General features: G+C 60.0%; 20 protein-coding genes and 3 pseudogenes. 15 read left to right on the forward strand and 8 right to left on the reverse strand.

Going from position 1 to position 19,427, the window contains the following annotated elements:
- Positions 1–63: 63 nt before the first annotated feature.
- Complete coding sequence (locus tag BSK43_RS10415) at positions 64–981, forward strand: PhzF family phenazine biosynthesis protein (protein WP_077469489.1); 918 nt, start codon at positions 64–66, stop codon at positions 979–981.
- 48 nt (positions 982–1,029) lie between these two features.
- Here BSK43_RS10415 and BSK43_RS35060 read toward each other — a convergent pair whose 3' ends face one another.
- Complete coding sequence (locus BSK43_RS35060) at positions 1,030–1,191, reverse strand: hypothetical protein (RefSeq protein ID WP_169055381.1); 162 nt, start codon at positions 1,189–1,191, stop codon at positions 1,030–1,032.
- Positions 1,192–1,418: 227 nt separating this feature from the next.
- Between BSK43_RS35060 and BSK43_RS10420 the strand changes: the two are divergent.
- The 4 genes and pseudogenes from BSK43_RS10420 to BSK43_RS10435 all read left to right on the forward strand — a co-directional run bounded on the left by BSK43_RS10420 (position 1,419) and on the right by BSK43_RS10435 (position 5,999).
- Positions 1,419–2,692 (forward strand): annotated as a pseudogene (locus BSK43_RS10420) (MFS transporter).
- A gap of 28 nt (positions 2,693–2,720) precedes the next feature.
- Positions 2,721–2,912, forward strand: coding sequence for a DUF1192 domain-containing protein (locus BSK43_RS10425; protein ID WP_077469488.1), 192 nt, complete (start codon positions 2,721–2,723; stop codon positions 2,910–2,912).
- A 369-nt stretch (positions 2,913–3,281) separates the two neighbouring features.
- Positions 3,282–3,797 carry a DUF1465 family protein gene (locus tag BSK43_RS10430; protein ID WP_068400266.1) on the forward strand — a complete coding sequence of 172 codons (516 nt, stop codon included), beginning with the start codon at positions 3,282–3,284 and terminating at the stop codon, positions 3,795–3,797.
- A 264-nt stretch (positions 3,798–4,061) separates the two neighbouring features.
- Entirely contained in the window at positions 4,062–5,999 is a 1,938-nt protein-coding gene (locus BSK43_RS10435) for a TetM/TetW/TetO/TetS family tetracycline resistance ribosomal protection protein (RefSeq protein WP_077469487.1), read from the forward strand.
- 86 nt (positions 6,000–6,085) lie between these two features.
- Here the strand turns inward: BSK43_RS10435 and rpmE are convergent, their stop codons facing one another.
- Positions 6,086–6,307, reverse strand: coding sequence for a 50S ribosomal protein L31 (gene rpmE / locus BSK43_RS10440; protein ID WP_034503571.1), 222 nt, complete (start codon positions 6,305–6,307; stop codon positions 6,086–6,088).
- 192 nt (positions 6,308–6,499) lie between these two features.
- Here rpmE and BSK43_RS10445 point away from each other — a divergent pair, with 192 nt between their 5' ends.
- From BSK43_RS10445 to BSK43_RS10460, 4 genes and pseudogenes are all read left to right on the forward strand, one after another.
- Positions 6,500–8,299 (forward strand): ABC transporter transmembrane domain-containing protein, encoded by a 1,800-nt coding sequence (locus tag BSK43_RS10445; protein ID WP_077469486.1) that lies wholly within the window; start codon positions 6,500–6,502, stop codon positions 8,297–8,299.
- 109 nt (positions 8,300–8,408) lie between these two features.
- Positions 8,409–8,597, forward strand: a complete 189-nt coding sequence (locus tag BSK43_RS10450; protein ID WP_068400257.1) for a YegP family protein — start codon at positions 8,409–8,411, stop codon at positions 8,595–8,597.
- A gap of 244 nt (positions 8,598–8,841) precedes the next feature.
- On the forward strand, positions 8,842–9,180 hold the full coding sequence (locus BSK43_RS10455; protein ID WP_077469485.1) for a YciI family protein: 339 nt from the start codon (positions 8,842–8,844) through the stop codon (positions 9,178–9,180).
- Positions 9,181–9,185: 5 nt separating this feature from the next.
- Positions 9,186–10,432 (forward strand): annotated as a pseudogene (locus BSK43_RS10460) (DUF6596 domain-containing protein).
- 4 nt (positions 10,433–10,436) lie between these two features.
- On the opposite strand, the gene BSK43_RS10465 reads toward BSK43_RS10460, so the two are convergent.
- From BSK43_RS10465 to BSK43_RS10485, 5 genes are all read right to left on the reverse strand, one after another.
- Complete coding sequence (locus BSK43_RS10465; RefSeq protein WP_077469484.1) at positions 10,437–11,468, reverse strand: peptidoglycan -binding protein; 1,032 nt, start codon at positions 11,466–11,468, stop codon at positions 10,437–10,439.
- A 3-nt stretch (positions 11,469–11,471) separates the two neighbouring features.
- On the reverse strand, positions 11,472–12,521 hold the full coding sequence (locus BSK43_RS10470; RefSeq protein WP_077469691.1) for a flagellar motor protein MotA: 1,050 nt from the start codon (positions 12,519–12,521) through the stop codon (positions 11,472–11,474).
- Positions 12,522–12,653: 132 nt separating this feature from the next.
- Entirely contained in the window at positions 12,654–13,454 is an 801-nt protein-coding gene (locus BSK43_RS10475) for an inositol monophosphatase family protein (protein ID WP_068400242.1), read from the reverse strand.
- 192 nt (positions 13,455–13,646) lie between these two features.
- Entirely contained in the window at positions 13,647–14,873 is a 1,227-nt protein-coding gene (locus tag BSK43_RS10480; protein ID WP_077469483.1) for a tetratricopeptide repeat protein, read from the reverse strand.
- A gap of 9 nt (positions 14,874–14,882) precedes the next feature.
- A complete protein-coding gene (locus BSK43_RS10485) occupies positions 14,883–15,536 on the reverse strand; it encodes a thiamine phosphate synthase (RefSeq protein ID WP_077469690.1) in 654 nt (217 codons plus the stop codon).
- A 223-nt stretch (positions 15,537–15,759) separates the two neighbouring features.
- Between BSK43_RS10485 and BSK43_RS10490 the strand changes: the two genes are divergently transcribed.
- Positions 15,760–16,020 carry a metalloregulator ArsR/SmtB family transcription factor gene (locus BSK43_RS10490; RefSeq protein ID WP_034476040.1) on the forward strand — a complete coding sequence of 87 codons (261 nt, stop codon included), beginning with the start codon at positions 15,760–15,762 and terminating at the stop codon, positions 16,018–16,020.
- A gap of 192 nt (positions 16,021–16,212) precedes the next feature.
- Here BSK43_RS10490 and BSK43_RS10495 read toward each other — a convergent pair whose 3' ends face one another.
- Entirely contained in the window at positions 16,213–16,386 is a 174-nt protein-coding gene (locus BSK43_RS10495) for a DUF465 domain-containing protein (RefSeq protein ID WP_077469689.1), read from the reverse strand.
- 232 nt (positions 16,387–16,618) lie between these two features.
- On the opposite strand from BSK43_RS10495, the gene BSK43_RS10500 reads away from it, so the two are divergent.
- The 5 genes and pseudogenes from BSK43_RS10500 (at position 16,619) to BSK43_RS10520 (ending at position 19,391) form a co-directional block, all read left to right on the forward strand.
- Entirely contained in the window at positions 16,619–16,822 is a 204-nt protein-coding gene (locus BSK43_RS10500; protein ID WP_068400531.1) for a DUF465 domain-containing protein, read from the forward strand.
- A 19-nt stretch (positions 16,823–16,841) separates the two neighbouring features.
- A pseudogene (gene purE, locus BSK43_RS10505) lies at positions 16,842–17,338 on the forward strand (5-(carboxyamino)imidazole ribonucleotide mutase).
- Positions 17,335–18,393, forward strand: coding sequence for a 5-(carboxyamino)imidazole ribonucleotide synthase (locus BSK43_RS10510; protein ID WP_077469482.1), 1,059 nt, complete (start codon positions 17,335–17,337; stop codon positions 18,391–18,393). Before purE ends, BSK43_RS10510 begins: the two are co-directional and overlap by 4 nt.
- Positions 18,394–18,545: 152 nt before the next feature.
- Positions 18,546–18,671 (forward strand): type B 50S ribosomal protein L36, encoded by a 126-nt coding sequence (gene ykgO / locus BSK43_RS10515; RefSeq protein ID WP_003566454.1) that lies wholly within the window; start codon positions 18,546–18,548, stop codon positions 18,669–18,671.
- Positions 18,672–18,761: 90 nt separating this feature from the next.
- Positions 18,762–19,391 carry a hypothetical protein gene (locus tag BSK43_RS10520; RefSeq protein WP_077469481.1) on the forward strand — a complete coding sequence of 210 codons (630 nt, stop codon included), beginning with the start codon at positions 18,762–18,764 and terminating at the stop codon, positions 19,389–19,391.
- The last annotated feature ends 36 nt before the right edge of the window (positions 19,392–19,427 follow it).

Consider the following 19,427-nt stretch of genomic DNA (forward strand, 5'->3'; position numbering starts at 1 on the left):
TTCAGCCATGCCCGGCCTGCGGTTATATCCCTAGCAGTCCTATGACAGCCATCGGGAGCCGCCATGAACACCGTCGCTTATGTCACCGTCGATGTCTTCACCTCGGAGCGTTTCGTCGGCAATCCCTTGGCCGTCATTCCAGATGCGCGCGGCCTCACCGGCGAAGCCATGCAGAAGATCGCGGCCGAGTTCGGCTATTCCGAAACGACCTTCGTGCTGCCGCCGGCAGATCCGGATCACACGGCCCGCGTCCGCATCTTCACGCCAACAGCGGAAATCCCCTTTGCCGGCCATCCCAATGTCGGCACCGCTTTTGCGCTTGGCCAGCAACCGGAGATCTTCGGCAAGCCCGTAGGTGACAGGCTGATCTTCGAAGAGGATGCCGGCCTGGTGAATGTGACATTGCTGCGCAGCGGTGAAGAGGTCACCGGCGCCAGCATTCGCGCTCCGGGGCCGCTTGCGATTGGCGGGACCGTTGCCGACGAGCTGATTGCCCGCTGCGTTCAGATCGACCCGCGATCAATCCTCCGGACAATGCATGCGCCGACATTTGCCTCCGTCGGCCTGCCTTTTGCCTTTGCGGAACTGGACGGTCTCGATACCCTCGGCAGGGCTCGCCCGAACGCCGCTGTTTTCGCCGAAGCAGCCGCGCGGCATAAGGAAGACAAGACCGGTTTCTCGCTCTTTCTCTACACGCGTTCGGCCGAAAACCCGTGGCATATCCGTGCCCGGATGTTCGCGCCGCTCGACAATGTCACCGAAGACCCGGCTACCGGCAGCGCTTCGGCGGCGCTCGGAGCCTACCTGACCTCGCTGCTCTCGGCCGGCGATGCCGAGATCAAGATCATTATCGAGCAAGGCGTGGAGATGGGGCGGCGCAGCCTGATCAATGTCGATGTCAGGAAATCCGCAGGCTTGGTAAACGAAGTCTTGCTCTCGGGCAGCTGCGTCCACGCCATGCGCGGCGAGATCCTGCTTTAAGCTGCAAGTGCACTGCACCTGGAAGGCCAAATCGTGGCTCGAAACGCGCTAAAACGTCTCGTTGATGATCAGTGCGATCGTCCAGACGGCAAAGGCGATGATGGCGATCTTCCAGAAATCTGCTCGACGCCTGAGGCCCGGCAGCCCCAATGGCTTGATGATATGCACCGCCATGGCGAGCAACAGCAGCACCGCGATGACTTTTGTCACGCTATTTTTCCCCGTTTGCGCAAGAATGAACATGGCCGCGACCAAAAACCGCTGCACAGTTTTCGCGATCATGCTCTAATCGTCATAGGACGGACATTTTTCCGCGCCAACAGACTGTTTCTACACGCCGATAGCGGCAATCCGGGACACAATCAATAGCGAAGACGGGCAGGAGGGGATTCCTGTCTTATCGGGTCCTCAGACGGATCCGCATGAAGGTGGGGAGCATGAAAAGAAATATTTTGCCCGTATTGGCCCTGCTGTTCGGCACGCTCTTCCTGTTTACGGGAAACGGCCTGCATAGCCTGCTGCTGCCGATGCGCGGCACGGCGGAAGGCTATGCGACCACAACGCTCGGCCTGCTCGGCACCACCTGGGCGACCGGCTTCGTCCTCGGTTGCCTCACGGCCCCGAAGCTGGTCCGGCGCATCGGCCATGTCCGTGCCTTTTCGGGCTTCATCTCCGTCATCGCCATCATCGCATTGCTGACCGGCATCGTCGTCGACGCGACCTGGTGGGTGGCACTGCGCGCCGTCACCGGCTTCTGCACCGCCGGTACCTCGATGATCATTGAAAGCTGGCTGAACGAGCGCGCCACCAATGAGAGCCGCGGCGCAATCTTTTCGCTCTATATCGGCATCACGCTGATCGGCGCCGTCGCCGGCCAGATGATGGTGCCCTTTGCCGACATTCACACGCCCATCCTCTTCATGTTCTGCGGCATCTGCTATTGCATCGCCATGCTGCCGACAACGCTGTCGACGGCCGCCTCGCCGCAGCCGCTCAAGGCCGTCAGCCTCGATCTGAAGGCGCTCTATCGAAATTCGCCCGTCGCCTCGCTCGGCATCCTGCTGGTCGGCATCGCCAATGGCGCCTACGGCACGCTCGGCGCCGTCTTCGGCTCCAAGGCCGGCCTTTCGGAGAGCGATATCGCGCTGATGATGAGCTTGACCATTTTTGCCGGCGCCGTGATGCAGCTGCCGGCGGGCCGCCTGTCGGATCGCATCGACCGCCGCTACGTGCTGGCGGGCATGGCTGCGTCGCGGCTCTCGACGGTCTGCTGCTCTTCCTGCTCAAACCCGCGAGCCCCTACTTCCTGATCGGCATGGTGGTCGTCTACGGCGCGGTTGCCAACACGCTCTATCCGATCGCCGTCGCCCATGCCAACGACTTCGCCGCGCCCGAGGATTTCGTCAAGGTTTCCGGCGGCCTGCTGCTGCTCTACGGCATCGGCACGATCATCGGCCCGACTCTCGGCGGACCGGTCATGTCCTCCGTTGGCCCCTATTCGCTTTTCTTCCTCACGGCCATCGCCCACGTGCTGATAACGGCCTATTCCATCTTCCGCAGCCGCCGCCGCGCCGCAAGGCCCGCGGGTGATCGCGACGCCTATACGACCATGCCGTCAGCCAACGCACAGATGATCACGCCGGAGAGCATGTCGCTCGCAAGAAGCGAGACTTCAAAAAAGGACGATATAACTGTAAATTACGGCACCTGATCCCTTTCAGGGACATGGAGGAGCCGAAATGAGCATATTTGACGATGATCGTCCGCAGCAGCCCTCGGCACACGAGATCGGCAGCGACCTGTCATTACTGTCGGTTGACGAGCTGAAAAACCGCATAGCCTTGCTCAACAGCGAGATCGCCAGGCTGGAAGAGGAAATCGCCACCAAGGCATCCGGCCGCAAGGCGGCGGAAAGCCTCTTTCGTTTCTGAAGCCCACTGCCGGCGCTGGATCGAGGATGACAAGCTTAAGATTGAGACATGCTCAACAGAATATTAAGCTTTACGACTTATTACTAGGATCATCCAGATTCGCTCTGGACTCAGACAGTTCCTCCACTTGGCGAATTGGTCTGATTTTTCTCCCTGTTTTACCTTGAGAGCCGCTTTTGCGGCTCTTCTTTTTTGTCGTGTATCGGCATTCCCGACGAAACTGTGGAGATTAACCCTTTCTTAAGAATCGCCTTGCGAATTTCAGTTAAAAACACCATCCTAAAGTCATAAAAGCGGATGCCGAAAGCTCTTAGGGACTTGACCGGCTTTTCCTGAACAAAAGTGTTGCGTGAAGCAGGGATTTATTCAATGTCGGAACTTGGGTTGAACACGATCAGCTTTGCTGGCCACGCCGCATCGTCGGCACAGTTCAGGGCGCTGTATTCCGAGGGCATGTCGCTGGTCGAGGAAACCGCGGGTTATCTCGACGGTCAGGGCCGCGCCGCTTCGAAGGTTCTGCCGCGCATGGCCTCCGTACTCTACGCAGCCGAATCCATGCGGCTGACGACCCGCCTTATGCAGATGGCCTCCTGGCTGCTGCTGCAGCGCGCCGTCAACAATGGCGAAATGTCCCGCGATCAGGTCTTGGCCGAGAAGAACAAGGTTCGTCTCGACGGCTTCAACGTCGATCGCACCGCGCCCGGCTGGAACGACCTGCCGGAATCCTTCCGCGACCTCGTCGAGCGCTCCCTTCGCCTGCAGAACCGCGTCGCCCTGCTCGACCGCGAGATTTACCGTCCGACGGAACCGGCGATCGTTCCGGACAACCAGAACAGTGTCAAGGCGCAGCTCACCCTGCTGCAGACCGCTTTCGGAACCAATTGAGCCGACCGAGAATCGGCAACGGATTTCAACCGGTCGTGCCCTGCACGGCCGGTTTTTCTTTGGCCTGACCCCAGGACGCGGCGCCCCGATCCCGAGGCAGCCAACGGCCTGCGCTTGACGGGCTCCTTGAGGCACCTGTAGAAATAGCGGTGTTTTCCTCTCAACAATGGAGAGGAAGGCAAGCCGAAATCAATGTGGAGGTCCCAATGCGCCGACTCACTTCTCACGAAAATCAAATCCGAAATTCTGAGAAGATGATGAGATATGCGCACATTGAATCTGGGCATTCTGGCCCATGTAGACGCAGGCAAGACTAGCCTTACGGAACGACTCCTTTTTGACATCGGCGTCATCGACAAACTCGGCAGCGTCGATAGCGGCAACACACAGACCGACAGCCTCGAACTCGAACGGCAGCGTGGCATCACCATCGCGGCCGCGGTGGTGTCGTTTACGATCGGCGACCTGATCGTAAACCTGATCGACACGCCCGGTCACCCCGACTTCATCGCCGAGGTCGAGCGCGTGCTGCGATTGCTTGATGCAGCAGTCGTGGTTGTCTCGGCCGTCGAGGGTGTCCAGCCGCAGACCCGCGTATTGGTCCGGGCATTGCGGCAGCTCGAGGTCCCATTTCTGTTTTTCATCAACAAGGTCGATCGCCTTGGCGCACGCTATGCCGAAGTCCTTGACGACATAGAGAGTCAGTTGTCGGCACGCCCCATTGCAATGTCGGCCATTCGTAATGCCGGCAGCAAGCAAGTAGAGATCGCGGCTATCGATATGGCGCAAGAACCGTATTGGTCAGCTCTCTGCGAAGCCCTGGCAGCCAGCGACGAAGCGATAATGGACGATTATGTTCTATCGCCGGATCGGTTGACCGCTCCGAGGCTTGAACATGCCCTGGCAGATCAGATCGCACGCGGGCTGGTGCATCCCGCCTTTGCCGGGGTCGCCATGAGCGGCGCCGGCGCGCCCGCCCTGACTTCAGCTATTGCGACCTTGCTGCCGAGCCGCAAGCCCGACCCGGACGGGCCGGTCAGCGGCAAGATCTTCAAGATCGAGCGCGGATGGGGCGGCGAAAAGCTGGCCTATCTATGCCTGACCTCCGGCACGATCGCCCTCCGGGACCACCTCGATCTGCCGAAGGGCCAGGCAAAGGTGAACAGTATCCAGGTTTTCAGCAATGGCCGGATCGACAAGGTCACGCATGTCGGTGCCGGGCGCATTGCCAGAATTGGCGGGCTGACGAATACTCAGATTGGCGATGACATCGGCAGCGAAGGCTCATCCGCCAGCAAGCTGCATTTTTCGCCCCCGACCCTGGAAACCCGGGTCCGTCCATCCCGCCCCGCCGACACGGCGGCGCTGTGGCTGGCACTCATGCAATTGGCCGACCAGGACCCGCTCATCAATCTGCGCACCAACGAGGATGCATCGGAGATATCCGTCTCGCTTTACGGAGAGGTGCAAAAGGAAGTCATTCAGGCAACCCTTGCAAATGATTTCGGGCTGGAGGCCGTCTTCGAGGAAAGCACGATTATCTACGCCGAAAGGCCTGTCGGAACGGGCAGCGGCATTGAGATCATATTCAGGGAGCCCAATCCTTTTCTTGCGACGGTTGGCTTGCGGGTCGAACCCCGGCCACAGGGGACAGACAACAGCTTTGCCCTGGAAGTGGACGTCGGGCAGATGCCCGCAAGCTTCTATCGAGCCGTCGAAGAGGCGGTTTTCGAAACGCTCAAGGAAGGCATCTTTGGCTGGCAAGTCATCGATTGCCACGTTGCCATGACCGCCGCACGCCAGACCTCGCCGGCAACCACGGCCGTGGACTTTCGACGGCTGACACCTTTGGTATTGGCCGCCGCTCTCTCTGCCGCTCAAACGATCGTGTGCGAGCCGATCGACCGCTTCCATCTCGAAATACCGACTAGCGCACTGACAGGAATATCGACCTTGCTCGCGAAATCCGGCGCATCGACAAGGGAATCGGTGATCTCGGCTGGCGTGGCACGGCTGGAAGGTACGGTGGCGTCTGCGATGATCCAAAACATTCAAAAGCAGCTGCCGGGGCTCTCAAGCGGAACGGGCACATTGGATCATGCGTTTGATCACTATGCCCCAACCGCAGGGCCGCCCCGCCTGCGCAAACGCTCGAATGCCAATCCATTCGAGCGCGCCGACTATCTGCAGCGGCTGCGATGACTTGCCGGGGAAGCAAAGCCTAGCGGACAGACGCAAAAAAGCCCGGCAAAACCGGGCTTTTTTCAAAACAACAAATCGCGAAGCGATTAGATGCCGAGACCGCCGAAGCGCTTGTTGAACTTCGAAACGCGACCGGCACGGTCCATCATCTGCTGATTGCCGCCCGTCCAGGCCGGATGGGACTTGCTGTCGATTTCGAGATTCATGACAGCGCCTTCAGAACCCCAGGTAGAGCGGGTTTCATATTCGGTGCCGTCGGTCATGACTACCTTGATGGTGTGGTAGTCGGGATGGATGTTCGCCTTCATAACAATCTTCCTGTCATGGCAGGGTCCATTTGTCGCAAGGCATTGCGGCAACCGAACCGATTGAATAAATGAAGCCGCAGTCCGGTTAGGCCACGGCTTCCAATTAAGATGGCGTGCCTATACATGAAGGCAGCAGGGATAACAAGGGGCGAAAACGTCAAGTCCCTTGCTGAGATGGGGATTGGAGAAGACTTGTCGGAAATTGGCCGCGCAGAAGAAAAAACAAACAGGTCTATCCGACCCCTTGGGCGACTGACACCCTATCTCAAGAGATACCGGGGCATGGTGGCAGGCGCGATTATTGCGCTGGTCATCGCCGCCGTCACCTCGCTCGCTCTGCCGATCGCCGTGCGGCGCATGATCGATCACGGCTTCGATGCCGCCGATCGCGGCCTGATCGACAGCTATTTCATCGCCATCATGGCCATGGCGCTCATTCTGGCTGCGGCGAGCGCACTGCGCTACTACTTCGTCATCACGATCGGTGAGCGCATCGTCTCTGATCTGCGCCGCGAAGTCTTCGATCATGTGACGCGGCTGTCGCCCTCCTTCTTCGACGTTAACCAGTCCGGCGAGATCGTCTCGCGGCTGACGGCGGATACGACGCAGATCAAGTCGGCAGTCGGCGCGACCGCTTCGGTGGCGCTGCGCAATCTCATCCTCTGTCTCGGCGCCATGGTGATGATGATCTTCACCAGTCCGAAACTGTCGAGCATCGTGCTGATCGCAATCCCCATCATCGTGTTGCCGCTGGTGAGTTTCGGCCGTTCGGTGCGCAAACGCTCCCGCGCAGCGCAGGATACGCTGGCGCAGGCATCGGCCTATGCCAATGAAACCATCGCGGCCAACCGCACCATACAGGCCTATAATGGCGAGGATGCCGCTTCGCGGCACTATGGCGCGGCGGTCGAGGACGCCTACGAGGCGGCCCGCGCCGCGATCAAATCCCGCTCGCTGCTGACGGGCTTTGCCATTGCCATGGTCTTCGGCAGCATCGTCGCCGTTCTCTGGGTCGGCGCAGAGAACGTGCTCGCCGGCACGATGTCCGCCGGAACCCTCGGCCAGTTCCTGCTTTATTCCGTCATCGCCGGTACCTCGCTCGGCTCGCTTTCGGAAGTCTGGGGCGAGCTGTCGCAGGCAGCAGGTGCTGCCGATCGGCTCGGCGAGCTGCTTGCCGAAGTCTCCCCGATCGCCGCCCCGGCCAATCCGCTGCCTTTGCCGGCGCCGCATGGTCACGTCGAATTCTCCGACGTCCATTTCTCCTATCCGTCGCGACCGAGCAGATCGGCGCTGCACGGATTATCCTTCTCGGTCACATCAGGCGAAACGGTCGCGATCGTCGGTGCTTCGGGCGCCGGTAAAAGCACAATCTTTTCGCTGTTGCTACGCTTCTATGATCCGCAGCAGGGCAGTATCGCCATGGACGGCGTCGATATCAGCCAGGTTCTGCCCGAGGCATTGCGCGAGCGCATTGCCATCGTGCCCCAGGACACGACGATTTTCGCCAACTCGATCCATGACAATATCGCCTTCGGCCGCCCCGGCGCCTCCCGTGAGGAGGTTCGCGCCGCCGCGATCGCCGCGCAGGCAGACGAATTCATCGCACGCCTCGAACAAGGATACGACACGCAGGTGGGCGAACGTGGTGTGACGCTTTCCGGCGGCCAGCGCCAGCGCATCGCCATTGCCCGGGCCATCCTCAAGAACGCACCGATCCTTCTGCTCGACGAGGCCACATCGGCTCTCGACGCCGAGAGTGAAACTCTCGTCCAGAAGGCACTCGAAGGTCTGATGGAAACGCGCACCACCCTCGTCATCGCCCATCGTCTCGCGACGGTGCTGAAGGCCGACCGCATCCTGGTGCTGGATCACGGCCGCATTGTCGAGGAGGGTACGCATCAAAGCCTGATCCGTCATGGCGGCATCTATGCGAAGCTAGCGCGCCTGCAATTCGACGCCGGCATCGAGGAGCGCATGCTCATCGCAAAATAGCGTAAACCGGGTTAAGTCGGACCGCATACAACCTTGTGGAAATAAGTTCGAAGTTGCGCTAGATTTTCAGCGTTATCCCACGCTGACGCGAATCTAGGAGACGAGAACCATGTATAAATTTGAAGTCTACAAGGACAAGGCTGGAGAATTTCGCTTCCGCTTCAAAGCCTCGAACGGCGAAACCATGTTCGGGTCCGAAGGCTACAAGGCGAAAGCTTCTGCTCTGCATGCTATCGAATCGATCAAGGCTCACGTTGGCGGCGCCGTCATCGACGACCAGACCATCGCGACCGCCTGAGGTTTCGCGCCAAGCATTTGCTATAAAGACCGGCCGGTCGCCTTTGGGTGTGCCGGCCGTTTTGTTTGTTGGACAATAAATTTCAAGAAATCCTCCCATATCTGTCGAATTCCCCCCGTCTCGCGGCTCATTCTATCGAAGCGGCCCAAAGTCGTTTCGCCGGCAAGCCCGCATAGTCTAGAATTGCATTTTCAGACGCTGCGCCTGCCCGGCTACCATCAACAGAGGAAGTGGGAGTTGTCTCATGCAATATGCTTTGATCATCCGAGAATCGCCCGAGGACTTTAACCGCCGCGAGGACCCGGCCTACAAGAACGGCTGGGTTGCCTACACGCAGGCACTCGTCCAGGCCGGCATCATGACCGGCGGCGCTGGACTGACGCGGCCGGAAACGGCAACGGTCGTCCGGCGCCAGGGCGAGGACCACGAGGTAAAGGACGGCCCCTTCCCTGACGGTAAGGAGCAGCTCGGCGGCTTCTATCTGATCGATGTGCCGGATCTCGATGCCGCACTGGAATGGGCCTTGCGTATGCCGATCTCCCAGCAAGGCTCGGTCGAGATACGGCCGCGATTGCAGATGTAGCCATCATGGCATTGGATGCCCGACGCGCTGCCGAGCAAGCGGCGCGTCAATCCTACGGCAAGCTGATTGCTTTTCTCGCCGCGCGCTTCCGCGACGTGCCGGCCGCTGAGGATGCTTTGTCTGACGCGATCGCGGCAGCGTTGAGTACCTGGCCGGAACGCGGCATCCCCGACAATCCGGAAGCCTGGCTGCTGGTTGCAGCTAAGCGTAACCTCCTTCGCCGGGTGCGGCACGAGAACGTGAGGGCCGGAGCGCGCGACAGGATCATGATGGCCTTCGAAGAAGCGGAGGAACGCATGAATGCCGACAATTCCACCTTTCCAGATGAGCGCTTGAAGCTCCTCTTCGTCTGCGCCCATCCGGCTTTGGATCGCTCGGCTCACACTCCGCTGATGCTGCAATCGGTATTGGCCGTGGATGCAGCAACCATAGCCAAGGCCTTCCTCGTTTCGCCGCAGGCGATGAGCCAGCGGCTGGTGCGGGCAAAAATCAAGATCCGCGATGCACACATCCCTTTCATCGTTCCGGACCGACCCGCCTTGCCAGACCGATTGGAGAGCGTGCTCTCGGCAATCTATGCCGCCTATGGCCTCGGCTGGGATGGGGTCGACGGAGAGAGCGGCAAGCAAGGCTCCCTCGCCGACGAAGCCATCTGGCTCGGCCGCACCCTGCTGGCAACCCTGCCCCAGGAACCGGAAGTCGCTGGCTTGCTGTCGCTGATGCTCTACAGCGAGGCGAGGCGCGAGGCGCGGCGGGGTGCTGCGGGACAGTATGTCCCCCTCGACGAGCAGGATACGTCTCTCTGGAACGCCGAGATGATCGCCGAGGCCGACAGGCTGTTGCGGCAAGCCGGAGCATCCGGCCATTTCGGCCCGTTCCAGTGCCAGGCCGCCATTCAATCCGTACATGCCGACCGACGACGCTCTGGCATCACCGACTGGACGGCCCTTGCCAAGCTCTATGAGGCGCTCGTGATGATGAAACCGACCGTCGGCGCCCGCGTCAGCCACGCGGCCGTCACTGGCCGCGCGCAAAGTGCAACCGCAGGATTACAGTATCTGAACCAGATGGCCGAGCGCGAGATCAACAGCTACCAGCCCTATTGGGCCGTGAGGGCGCATCTGCTGGCGAGCTCGGAGATACCAAAAGTGCCATTGCGGCCTACAGAACGGCAATCGGCTTGAGCGACAGCAATGCGGTGCGGCAATTTCTGCAGGCACGCCTTGATGCTGTCACGTCACCTAGATGCTGACGACCTATTTCTCCGTCAGTTTCAGCTCGATGCGCCGGTTGGTGGCGCGTGCCTCAGGTGTATCGCCGGGTGCGATCGGCTGGAATTCGCCGAAGCCGGCGGCGACGAGCCTGTCGGCGGGAACGCCTTGCGAAATCAGGAACTTCACGACGGCAATGGCGCGCGCCGAGGAGAGCGCCCAGTTGTCCGCATAACGTCCGCTGCCCGACAGCGGCACATTGTCGGTATGGCCGTCGACACGCAGCACCCAGTTGATCTCAGGTGGGATTTCCTTGGCAAGATCGATCAGTGCCGCAGCAAGCTTGGCCATTTCCGCCTGACCGGCCGGATTGAGATCCGCGGCACCTGAGGGGAACAGCACTTCCGACTGGAACACGAATCGGTCACCGACGATACGGATATTGTCGCGATCGGAAAGGATTTCGCGCAACCGGCCGAAGAAGTCGGAGCGATAGCGGTTCAGTTCCTGCACACGCTGGGCCAGCGCCACGTTCAGGCGCCGCCCGAGATCGGCAATCTTCACCTGCGACGACTGATCCTTGGACTCCGACGCCTGAAGCGCGGCCTCGACTGCGGCGATCTGGCTGCGCAGAGCGGCAATCTGCTGGTTGAGAAGATCGACCTGGCTCAGGGCCCGGGCACTTGCCTGCTTCTGCTCGTCAAGCTGCTGCGAGAGCGTGCCTGCGCGCGCCTCGGCCGCCTGGCTGTTGCCCGAACCCGCCGAAAGCAACGCCTGCAGGCGCGAACGCTCGCTCTCCGCCGACGAAAGCGAAGCCTGCAGATTGGCAACCGTATCCTCAAGATCCTGCTTGCCGTTCTTTTCCAGTGCCAGCTGCTCGACAAGATCGTTGATGCGGCTGTTCAAACGAGTGAGCACCTCGTCACGGCCGGAAATCTCGCGGCTTAGAATGAATTGGCCGACGACGAAAACCGTCAGCAGGAACATGATCGCCATCAGCAATGTCGACAGCGCATCGACGAAGCCGGGCCAATAGTCCACCGTTCTCTGGTGACGTCGGTTGCGGGCGAGCCCCATGGGTTACTTGCTCCCGGTCTTCTCGGCATGGCCGATGCGATCGGCAAGGCGATCGAGCGTCCGGCGCATCGATTTCGCCTCTTCCTGCTGCGCTTCGATCCAGTCGCGCAGCATCTGCTGCTCGTTGCGCATGTTCTTGACCAGGCCCTGAATACCCTCGGCAAGGTTCGCCATTGCCGTCACCGAACGTTGTCCACCGCCCTCGTCTGCGATCTTGCGCAGATAATCCGACAGTGCCCGCACATCCTCCGAAGAGGCCCCGTCGGCATTGCCACTCATGACCGGCGCCAGATCGGAGCCGACATCGGTGACGGAAGAGAGCCAGTTTTCGAGTTCCGTGTAGAAACGGTTCTGCGCCCGCCCCGCCTGCAGGTCGAGGAAGCCGAGGATCAGCGAACCGGAAAGGCCGAGCAGCGAAGACGAAAACGCCGTGCCCATGCCCACAAGCGGACCGGAGAGGCCGGATTTCAGCGCGCTCAGAATATCGCCGCTGTCGCCCGTGCCGGCATCGAGGCCCTGGATAACGTCGTTGATCGAGCCGATCGTCCCGATCAGACCCCAGAAGGTGCCGAGCAGGCCGAGGAAGACGAGAAGGCCGATGAGATAGCGCGAGGTATCGCGCGATTCGTCGAGGCGCGTGGCAATCGAGTCGAGAATAGAGCGCAAGGTCGCGGTCGACAGTTGCATGGCGCGGCGGTTGCCAAGCAATGCGCTCATCGGCGCCAGAAGCCGGGGATTGCGTCCGACCTTGTCGGCGGCATTTCCGACGGCGCGAAAATGGTTGAACCAGCGAACTTCGGGCCTCAACATCAGCACATGGTTGAAAACCAGGAGGATGCCGACGGCAAGAACGCCGAGGATCAGGCCGTTGAGACCGGGGTTATGCAGGAAGGCGACCTGGGCCTGCCGAAACAGGATAGCGACGATGAAGCCGACGATGATCAGGAAAAGCACCATCGTCCAGAAGAAAGCCATGGGGCTTGAGAGCTTGTAGGCGTAACTGCCCGACACATTGTCTGTCGATCCCAGATCCGCCAGTTTCACATTTTCCATCATACGCTCCGCCGCCGCATTTTCCGCAGCGGAGACTAGAGCAACATTGCGCCGAATTGAAGAGACGGAAAGCACAAAACTGCCCGTTGGCAACAGACTGTTTTACTGTGTGAAAGACAGTGAAAGACGGCTTTACTTTGCCGGGATCGGCCGCTTGACGACTTCGGCAAGCGCCTTCTGTATATGCTCGTTGCCACAGATGATCGAGCTGGTGTCCAGCATATCAGTTCCGCCATTGAAGTCGGAGACAAAGCCGCCGGCTTCGCGGATGAGCAGGATGCCTGCTGCCATGTCCCAGGGAGACAGGCCCGTTTCCCAGAAACCGTCGAAACGGCCGGCCGCCACATAGGCGAGATCAAGTGACGCGGAACCAACGCGGCGAACACCGGCAACCTCGCCCATGACGTGGCGGAGCTCGACGAGGAACTTGCCGTGATTGCCACGTCCGAGATGAGGAACGCCGCAGCCGATGACGCTATCCGACAGCACGCGGCGGGAAGCAACCCGCAGGCGGCGATCGTTGAGGAACGCGCCACCGCCACGCTCGGCCGTGTAAAGCTCATCCGTCGCCGGATTGAAGGTAACGCCGGCGACGATTTCACCATTGCGCTCCAGCGCGATCGATACGGCAAACATCGGAATGCCGTGCAGGAAGTTGGTCGTGCCGTCGAGCGGATCGACGATCCAGCGATGCGCGCCGTCCGTTCCCTTGATCTCTTCGCCTTCTTCGCCAAGGAAACCATAGGTCGGACGGGCCTTCAGCAGCTCATCGCGGATAATCTTTTGCGCCTTGAGATCGGCCTGGCTGACGAAATCGCCCGGTCCCTTCACAGAAACCTGCAGGTTCTGCACCTCGCCGAAATCGCGGCTGAGCGACTTGCCTGCCTTGAGGGCAGCCTGAACCATGACATTGAGAAGAGCTGAACGGGCCATCGAATTTCCTTGGGTAATGCAGAAGGTGCTGACCGGACCCGAAATCAGGCCCCGGCGGAGCGGGAGCGTCAGCGCACATAAAAGATTGGCGGCCTCAAGACCATAAAATCGGGGGAATTTCAAGTGGCGAGGCGATGGCGCATGCAAACTGACGCTGCATCGCCCTCAATAAGGCCGGTTTCGGACCTGCTGCTAGTGTGCCCGACGATATTTATTGGCGGCGTCGATGGCGGCCTTCTGCTGGAAATCCTCGATACCCTGATAGAAGTCCTCAAGGTCCGGATCCCTCAATCCGGCGCGTCGCGAAATGACATACCATGTGGCTGCGGCCACCGGGTCCTGCTTGGTGCCGATCGCATTGATGTAGAGATGCGCCAGCTTGTTTTGCGCGACGACATTGCCGCGATAGGCGGCCACCCGCATCCAGTTGAAGCCGTTTTCGAGGTCCTGCTTGCCGCCGGTACCGTTGATCAGCCAGATACCCATGTCGAGCTGCGCTGTATCGAAGCCGGCATTGGCCGCGCGCGATAGCCATTCGCGAGCCCGCGACTTCTTTTCCGGCGGCAGGTCCGGAAGATTGAGGTAGAGCTGCGAGACCGCATATTGCGCATCGGCAATGCCCTGCTCGGCGGATTTCTCATAATAGGGAAGCGCCAGCTGCAGTCCCTTCAGCCCGGGATTTTCCGCGGTCAGCATCTGTGCGACGTTGAATTCGGCAGAAGCCTGTCCCGCCGCAGCTGCCTTCCTCATCCATTCGTCCGCCTTCTTCTGGTCGCGCGGCACGTCGCGCCCTTCCATCAGGATCAGCGCGTATTTGAACATGGAGGTCGCATCGCCACCCTCGGCTGCCTTGCTGTACCAGAAGGCGGCGTCCTTGGTGTCACGCTTCACACCCAGCCCTTGAGTCATCAGCTCGGCAATCAACGTTTGCGCAGAGGGGTCGCCGAGCTGCGCCCGCGGCAGGGCCCTCTGAAACGCGGTCAGGTAATATCCGCGCTGAAAGGCGCCATAGGCATCGTCGACCTTGCCGGTAAAGGATTTTTCCGGCGGCAGGTCTGGCAGTTTCGCGCCCATGCGCTCGAATACACCGACGCCTTCGGACGGCTTGATATCGCCGTCGGGCTTGGGCTCGGCACCCGGCTGAATCTTTTCGGTCTTGAAGGTGCTGGCATCGGCGCCCAATGGCCGCGTTACGATGCTTTGGTTCGCAGGCGGCGCGCCCTCGTCCGGCACGGCTGAATCGTCGGATTGTCCATTGTCGCCAGTCTGCGCCGCGCCCTTATCCCCCGGTGTCGTGACGCCAGGCAGCGACGTATCACCGGTTGCCGCTTGTGCTGCAGCCAGCACCGGAAATGCGACAAGCCCCATTGCGAGCGCGGCAAAAAAGGATTGATGGCGGAATCGAGGCTTTGACGACATAAATCGCTATCAATCCTCAAACCGTGGCGCTTTTTCGTCGAGAAGTGCATTCACTTCGGCAACGATGGAAGGCGCGCTCGCGGGCTCTGCAAAGACCGCCGCGCGCAAGGCGACGAATTCGGCTCCTGTCAAAGCCACCTCCAACGCCGATTTCGGATCGGTGCCCCCCATGATGATGCAAGGGATCTCGATCATCGATGCCCACCATTCGCCAAGCGCTAGGTTCTTCGGATGCGCTTCGGGCTTGATATCGCCGTCCAGCTTGCCAAAGAAAATATAGTCCGGCCGAAGCTCGCCAATCTCGAGCGCGGTATGTCTTTCGGTCGCACTGCCGCCACCGACGATCAATTTCGGCACGAACTTCTCAACGGCGTCCGTAAACTCGGCGAGGTTGCCCGTCATATGCAAGCCGTCGGCTTTGGCCCGACCGGCCACGCGGCTGTCGCCGGCAATCAAGGCAGCTGCACCCGCCGCCTGAACGATCGGCACCAGCTTTTCCGCATGTTTCTGAAACGTGCCATCATCCAATCCATATTGAGGGATGATGACCGACGCGACGTCGCCGCCTCTGAGTGCATCGGCAACGACCTTCGCCTGCTCCTCTATATCAGTGATATCGGGAACGATGAGAACGAGGCGGCAACGATCTTCGGGCACGGTCATGCGATCTTCCATGGTTTCGGGCTCCATCGTCAGGGATGACGCACCGGTTCGACAATCGTGAGTAAATCCGTTAGCCCAGTCTGACAAGGGGCAGTGACCGAAACTGGCCCGGGGAAGGCAAAGGTCGGAGCGCCAAGTCGTCTGCAACCAGCCCTATCGCACAATATATCCTGCACCGCACAATTAACTTGCCGCACCCTGGCGTTTGACGTAGCTTTTCGCCATGTCGACCATGGACCCTTTCGCAGCCATCGCGGATCCGAACCGGCGCTATTTGCTGGAAGAGTTGCGCCGCGCACCCAAAACGGTCAACGAACTGGCGCAGGGCCTGCCTATCAGCCGCCCGGCCGTGTCACAGCACCTCAAGGCATTGCTCGACAGCAATCTGGTTTCCGTGACCAACGAAGGCACGAAACGCATATACGCGGTCAACAGTCGCGGCTTTGACAAGCTCAATTTATGGCTTGATCAATTCTGGAGCTGAAAAGCCCATAAGCATGGCTTGGAATTTTCCGGGAAAATTGCGCCAACCCCCACTCTCGACGCTATGAAGCTGGCGCATCCGTTTTTGGCGGAGATGCCCATCGATCCCGGCCGGCATATTGCCTGAAGACCTTTCGGTCGGCCCTTATCGTCAGCCAGGATCGATGGCTTTTGATTTTTGGAAGCGTTGCGATCAGTGAACAGGCGAACGCAGACGTTGGATTTCGTCCTTAACCCGCAGCTTCCTGCGTTTGATATCGGCTATCGTGATATCATTGATAGAGGGAGACGTCAGTGCAACATGCAGCTCCTCCTCAAGAGCGACATGTTTCTTTTCGAGCGATTCAAGATGAGCTTGAACAGTCATTATGACCCTTCCTTCCTCTTTGAGCGCCCTGACCATCCAGTTGCCAAGGCCCTAGGTGTCAACCCTCCCACTGTGCCATAATAACAAGCTGTTGTCGAAGGCGAAAACGTGGCCTATGGGCGGCAATTTCGTGATGAAGGATAACTTCCCGTTATCGCCAATTGATGATAGGAGCTTGCGGGATTCATGAGGCGGAATGACTGCGATTCCGCGAGATGCTGGGGAAATGAGCATGGCCGATCAGGAACAGGCGGAAATCAGGCTGATCGTGGCGCGGCTGCGTCAGGAACACGAAGATTACGATACCGCGATCAACGCCATGATCCAGACGGGCTGCGACGCCCTTCGCATCCAGCGCATGAAAAAGAAAAAGCTCGTCATCAAGGACAAGCTGACCAAGCTGGAAGACCAGATTATCCCCGACATCATTGCTTGAGGAGCACAACGCGCCGATGATGACTGAAAGACCGCCTGTCGCCATCATCATGGGAAGCCAGTCCGACTGGGAGACCATGAAGAATGCCGCGGACACTCTCGAAGTGCTTGAAATCACCTATGATGCGCGCATCATCTCCGCCCACACCGCACGCCCGATCGGCTGATGAGCTTCGCCAAGGGCGCCAGGGAAGAGGGTTTCAAGGTCATCATAGCCGGGGCTGGCGGCGCCGCCCACCTGCCAGGCATGGCCGCTTCGATGACACCGCTGCCGGTCTTCGGCGTGCCGGTACAATCCCGCGCGCTCTCCGGACAGGACAGTCTTCTCTCCATCGTACAGATGCCCGCCGGCATTCCCGTCGGAACGCTGGCGATCGGCAAGGCCGGCGCAGTCAATGCTGCCTTGCTTGCCGCCGCCGTACTGGCGCTCAGCGATGAAGAGATCGCCGACCGTCTCGACGAATGGCGCGCCCGCCAGAGCGCTGCCGTAGCCGAATATCCAATGGACGACCTATGACCGAGAAGACGATCGGCATTATCGGCGGCGGCCAGCTCGGCCGCATGCTGGCCATGGCGGCTGCGCGCCTCAACTTCCGCACCATCATCCTCGAAGAGCAGATCGACTGTCCGGCAGCGCAAGTGGCGAACGAACAGATCGTTGCCGCCTATGACGACGCGACAGCACTCTCCGAACTGGTGAAGCGCTGCGACGTCGTGACCTACGAGTTCGAGAACGTTCCGGTCACCGCCGCAGAAAAGCTTGCGCTGGAGGTCCCCGTCTATCCGCCGCCGAAGGCATTGGAAATGGCGCAGGACAGGTTGACCGAGAAGGGCTTCATCAATGATTGCGGCATTCCGACCGCACGCTTCCATGCCGTCGACAGCCAGGCCGATCTTGAAGCCGCGCTTGCCGATTTCGGTGGTCAGGGCGTGCTGAAGACCCGCCGCCTCGGCTATGACGGCAAGGGCCAACGCGTCTACCGCTCGGCTGCCGACAGCCCGGCCGGTGGCTATGCCGCTCTGGGCGGCGTGCCGCTTATTCTCGAAAGCTTCGTATCCTTCGAGCGCGAGATTTCCATCATCGCCGCACGCGGGATCGATGGAACGATCGCCTGTTACGATCCAGCCGAGAACGTGCATAGAGACGGCATCCTCCACACCTCCACCCTCCCCGCCGCTATTTCCGATGAAACAGCTGCGGCCGCGCGCGAGGCAGCGAGGAAAATACTGGAGGCGCTCGGCTATGTCGGCGTCATCGGCATCGAGTTCTTCGCACTTGCCGATGGCAGCCTCATCGCCAATGAAATGGCGCCGCGCGTCCACAATTCCGGCCACTGGACAGAGGCTGCCTGCGTCATCTCGCAATTCGAGCAGCACATCCGCGCCGTCGCCGGTCTGCCGCTCGGAAATCCTCAACGCCATTCGGACTGCGTCATGACGAATCTGATCGGCGACGATATCCTGGCTCTTCCGGAATGGCTGCGCCTTGACGGCGCATTCGTGCATCTCTATGGCAAGACCGAAGCTCGCCCCGGTCGCAAGATGGGCCATGTTACCCAGCTTCTTGGTTAAGACTGGTGGGAAAAAGCCCTGAGATGGTTGACAGGCCCAGTATGACAGGTTATTTGCTCCCCACCCTAAAGAGCGCGCCCCGAGCGCGCTTTTGATTGTTAAAAGATACGGGCGAATGTGACATTCCCCCTCGAACATCGCGGATCAAAAAAATGAAGATCAAGAATTCGCTCAAGTCGCTCAAGGCGCGTCACCGTGACAACCGTCTGGTTCGCCGCAAGGGCCGCATTTACATCATCAACAAGCTGAACCCGCGCTTCAAGGCTCGTCAGGGCTGATTGACGCGTAGCCTGATATCTATGGATCAGGCGCTCAGTTTTAGTTGATCGCATCAAATTTGGTTTGATCTTCGACATTGGCGGGCTACTATGCCCGCCATGCGCGTTTTTGCTTTGTCATATCTAGCCCTGCCGATTCTCCTTGTTCTGAGTGCTACCGCGCCCCATGTGGCGATGGCTGACGAGCCGAGCGTCGTCGAACGAAAAGATCCCGGAGACTCTTCGGGAAGCCTGTCGCCCAGGCAACAGCTCGACAATCTCTTCACGGCGCTCAAACGTCAGCGTGACCCGGATCAGGCGAGCCTGATCGCCGACCAGATCAACACGCAGCTCGGCGATTCCGGCAGCGCCACCATCAATCTCCTGATGCAATGGGCCGACAAGGCCATTCAAGAGAAGCGCAATGCCGCCGCCATGGACTACCTTGATCAGGTGATCTCTCTGAAGCCCGACTTTGTCGACGGCTGGAATCGGCGCGCAACGCTCAACTACGCTATCGGCGACTATCGCAAATCGATGGAGGACATCAATCAAGTCCTGCGCATCGAACCGCGCCATTTCGGCGCGCTGGCCGGCATGGCGGCGATTCTGACCGAACACGGCAACGACGAGCTGGCGCTGAAGGCCTGGGAGCGCTTTCTGGAAGTCTATCCGGCGAATCGTTCGGCGCAGGACGAAGCCGGCAAGCTCTCGGAAAAGATTGCCGGTAGCCGCACCTGAGCCTTGTGCCGCAGCCCGTCCATGCCAACCGGCGAA

The sequence above is a fragment of the Rhizobium sp. P44RR-XXIV genome, from assembly GCF_001999485.2.
Taxonomy (GTDB): Bacteria; Pseudomonadota; Alphaproteobacteria; order Rhizobiales; family Rhizobiaceae; genus Rhizobium.

What these genes read in the sequence shown, in the direction of transcription:
- BSK43_RS10450 (WP_068400257.1), top strand. Translation starts at nt 8,409, where the DNA reads ATGTATAAATTTGAAGTCTACAAGGACAAGGCTGGAGAATTTCGCTTC.
- BSK43_RS10465 (WP_077469484.1), bottom strand. Translation starts at nt 11,468, where the DNA reads ATGGGGCTCGCCCGCAACCGACGTCACCAGAGAACGGTGGACTATTGG.
- BSK43_RS10435 (WP_077469487.1), top strand. Translation starts at nt 4,062, where the DNA reads ATGCGCACATTGAATCTGGGCATTCTGGCCCATGTAGACGCAGGCAAG.
- BSK43_RS10500 (WP_068400531.1), top strand. Translation starts at nt 16,619, where the DNA reads ATGGCCGATCAGGAACAGGCGGAAATCAGGCTGATCGTGGCGCGGCTG.
- BSK43_RS10470 (WP_077469691.1), bottom strand. Translation starts at nt 12,521, where the DNA reads ATGGAAAATGTGAAACTGGCGGATCTGGGATCGACAGACAATGTGTCG.
- BSK43_RS10485 (WP_077469690.1), bottom strand. Translation starts at nt 15,536, where the DNA reads ATGACCGTGCCCGAAGATCGTTGCCGCCTCGTTCTCATCGTTCCCGAT.
- BSK43_RS10510 (WP_077469482.1), top strand. Translation starts at nt 17,335, where the DNA reads ATGACCGAGAAGACGATCGGCATTATCGGCGGCGGCCAGCTCGGCCGC.
- BSK43_RS10520 (WP_077469481.1), top strand. Translation starts at nt 18,762, where the DNA reads ATGCCCGCCATGCGCGTTTTTGCTTTGTCATATCTAGCCCTGCCGATT.
- ykgO (WP_003566454.1), top strand. Translation starts at nt 18,546, where the DNA reads ATGAAGATCAAGAATTCGCTCAAGTCGCTCAAGGCGCGTCACCGTGAC.
- BSK43_RS10430 (WP_068400266.1), top strand. Translation starts at nt 3,282, where the DNA reads ATGTCGGAACTTGGGTTGAACACGATCAGCTTTGCTGGCCACGCCGCA.
- rpmE (WP_034503571.1), bottom strand. Translation starts at nt 6,307, where the DNA reads ATGAAGGCGAACATCCATCCCGACTACCACACCATCAAGGTAGTCATG.
- BSK43_RS10495 (WP_077469689.1), bottom strand. Translation starts at nt 16,386, where the DNA reads ATGACTGTTCAAGCTCATCTTGAATCGCTCGAAAAGAAACATGTCGCT.
- BSK43_RS10490 (WP_034476040.1), top strand. Translation starts at nt 15,760, where the DNA reads ATGTCGACCATGGACCCTTTCGCAGCCATCGCGGATCCGAACCGGCGC.
- BSK43_RS10425 (WP_077469488.1), top strand. Translation starts at nt 2,721, where the DNA reads ATGAGCATATTTGACGATGATCGTCCGCAGCAGCCCTCGGCACACGAG.
- BSK43_RS10480 (WP_077469483.1), bottom strand. Translation starts at nt 14,873, where the DNA reads ATGTCGTCAAAGCCTCGATTCCGCCATCAATCCTTTTTTGCCGCGCTC.
- BSK43_RS10455 (WP_077469485.1), top strand. Translation starts at nt 8,842, where the DNA reads ATGCAATATGCTTTGATCATCCGAGAATCGCCCGAGGACTTTAACCGC.
- BSK43_RS10475 (WP_068400242.1), bottom strand. Translation starts at nt 13,454, where the DNA reads ATGGCCCGTTCAGCTCTTCTCAATGTCATGGTTCAGGCTGCCCTCAAG.
- BSK43_RS10415 (WP_077469489.1), top strand. Translation starts at nt 64, where the DNA reads ATGAACACCGTCGCTTATGTCACCGTCGATGTCTTCACCTCGGAGCGT.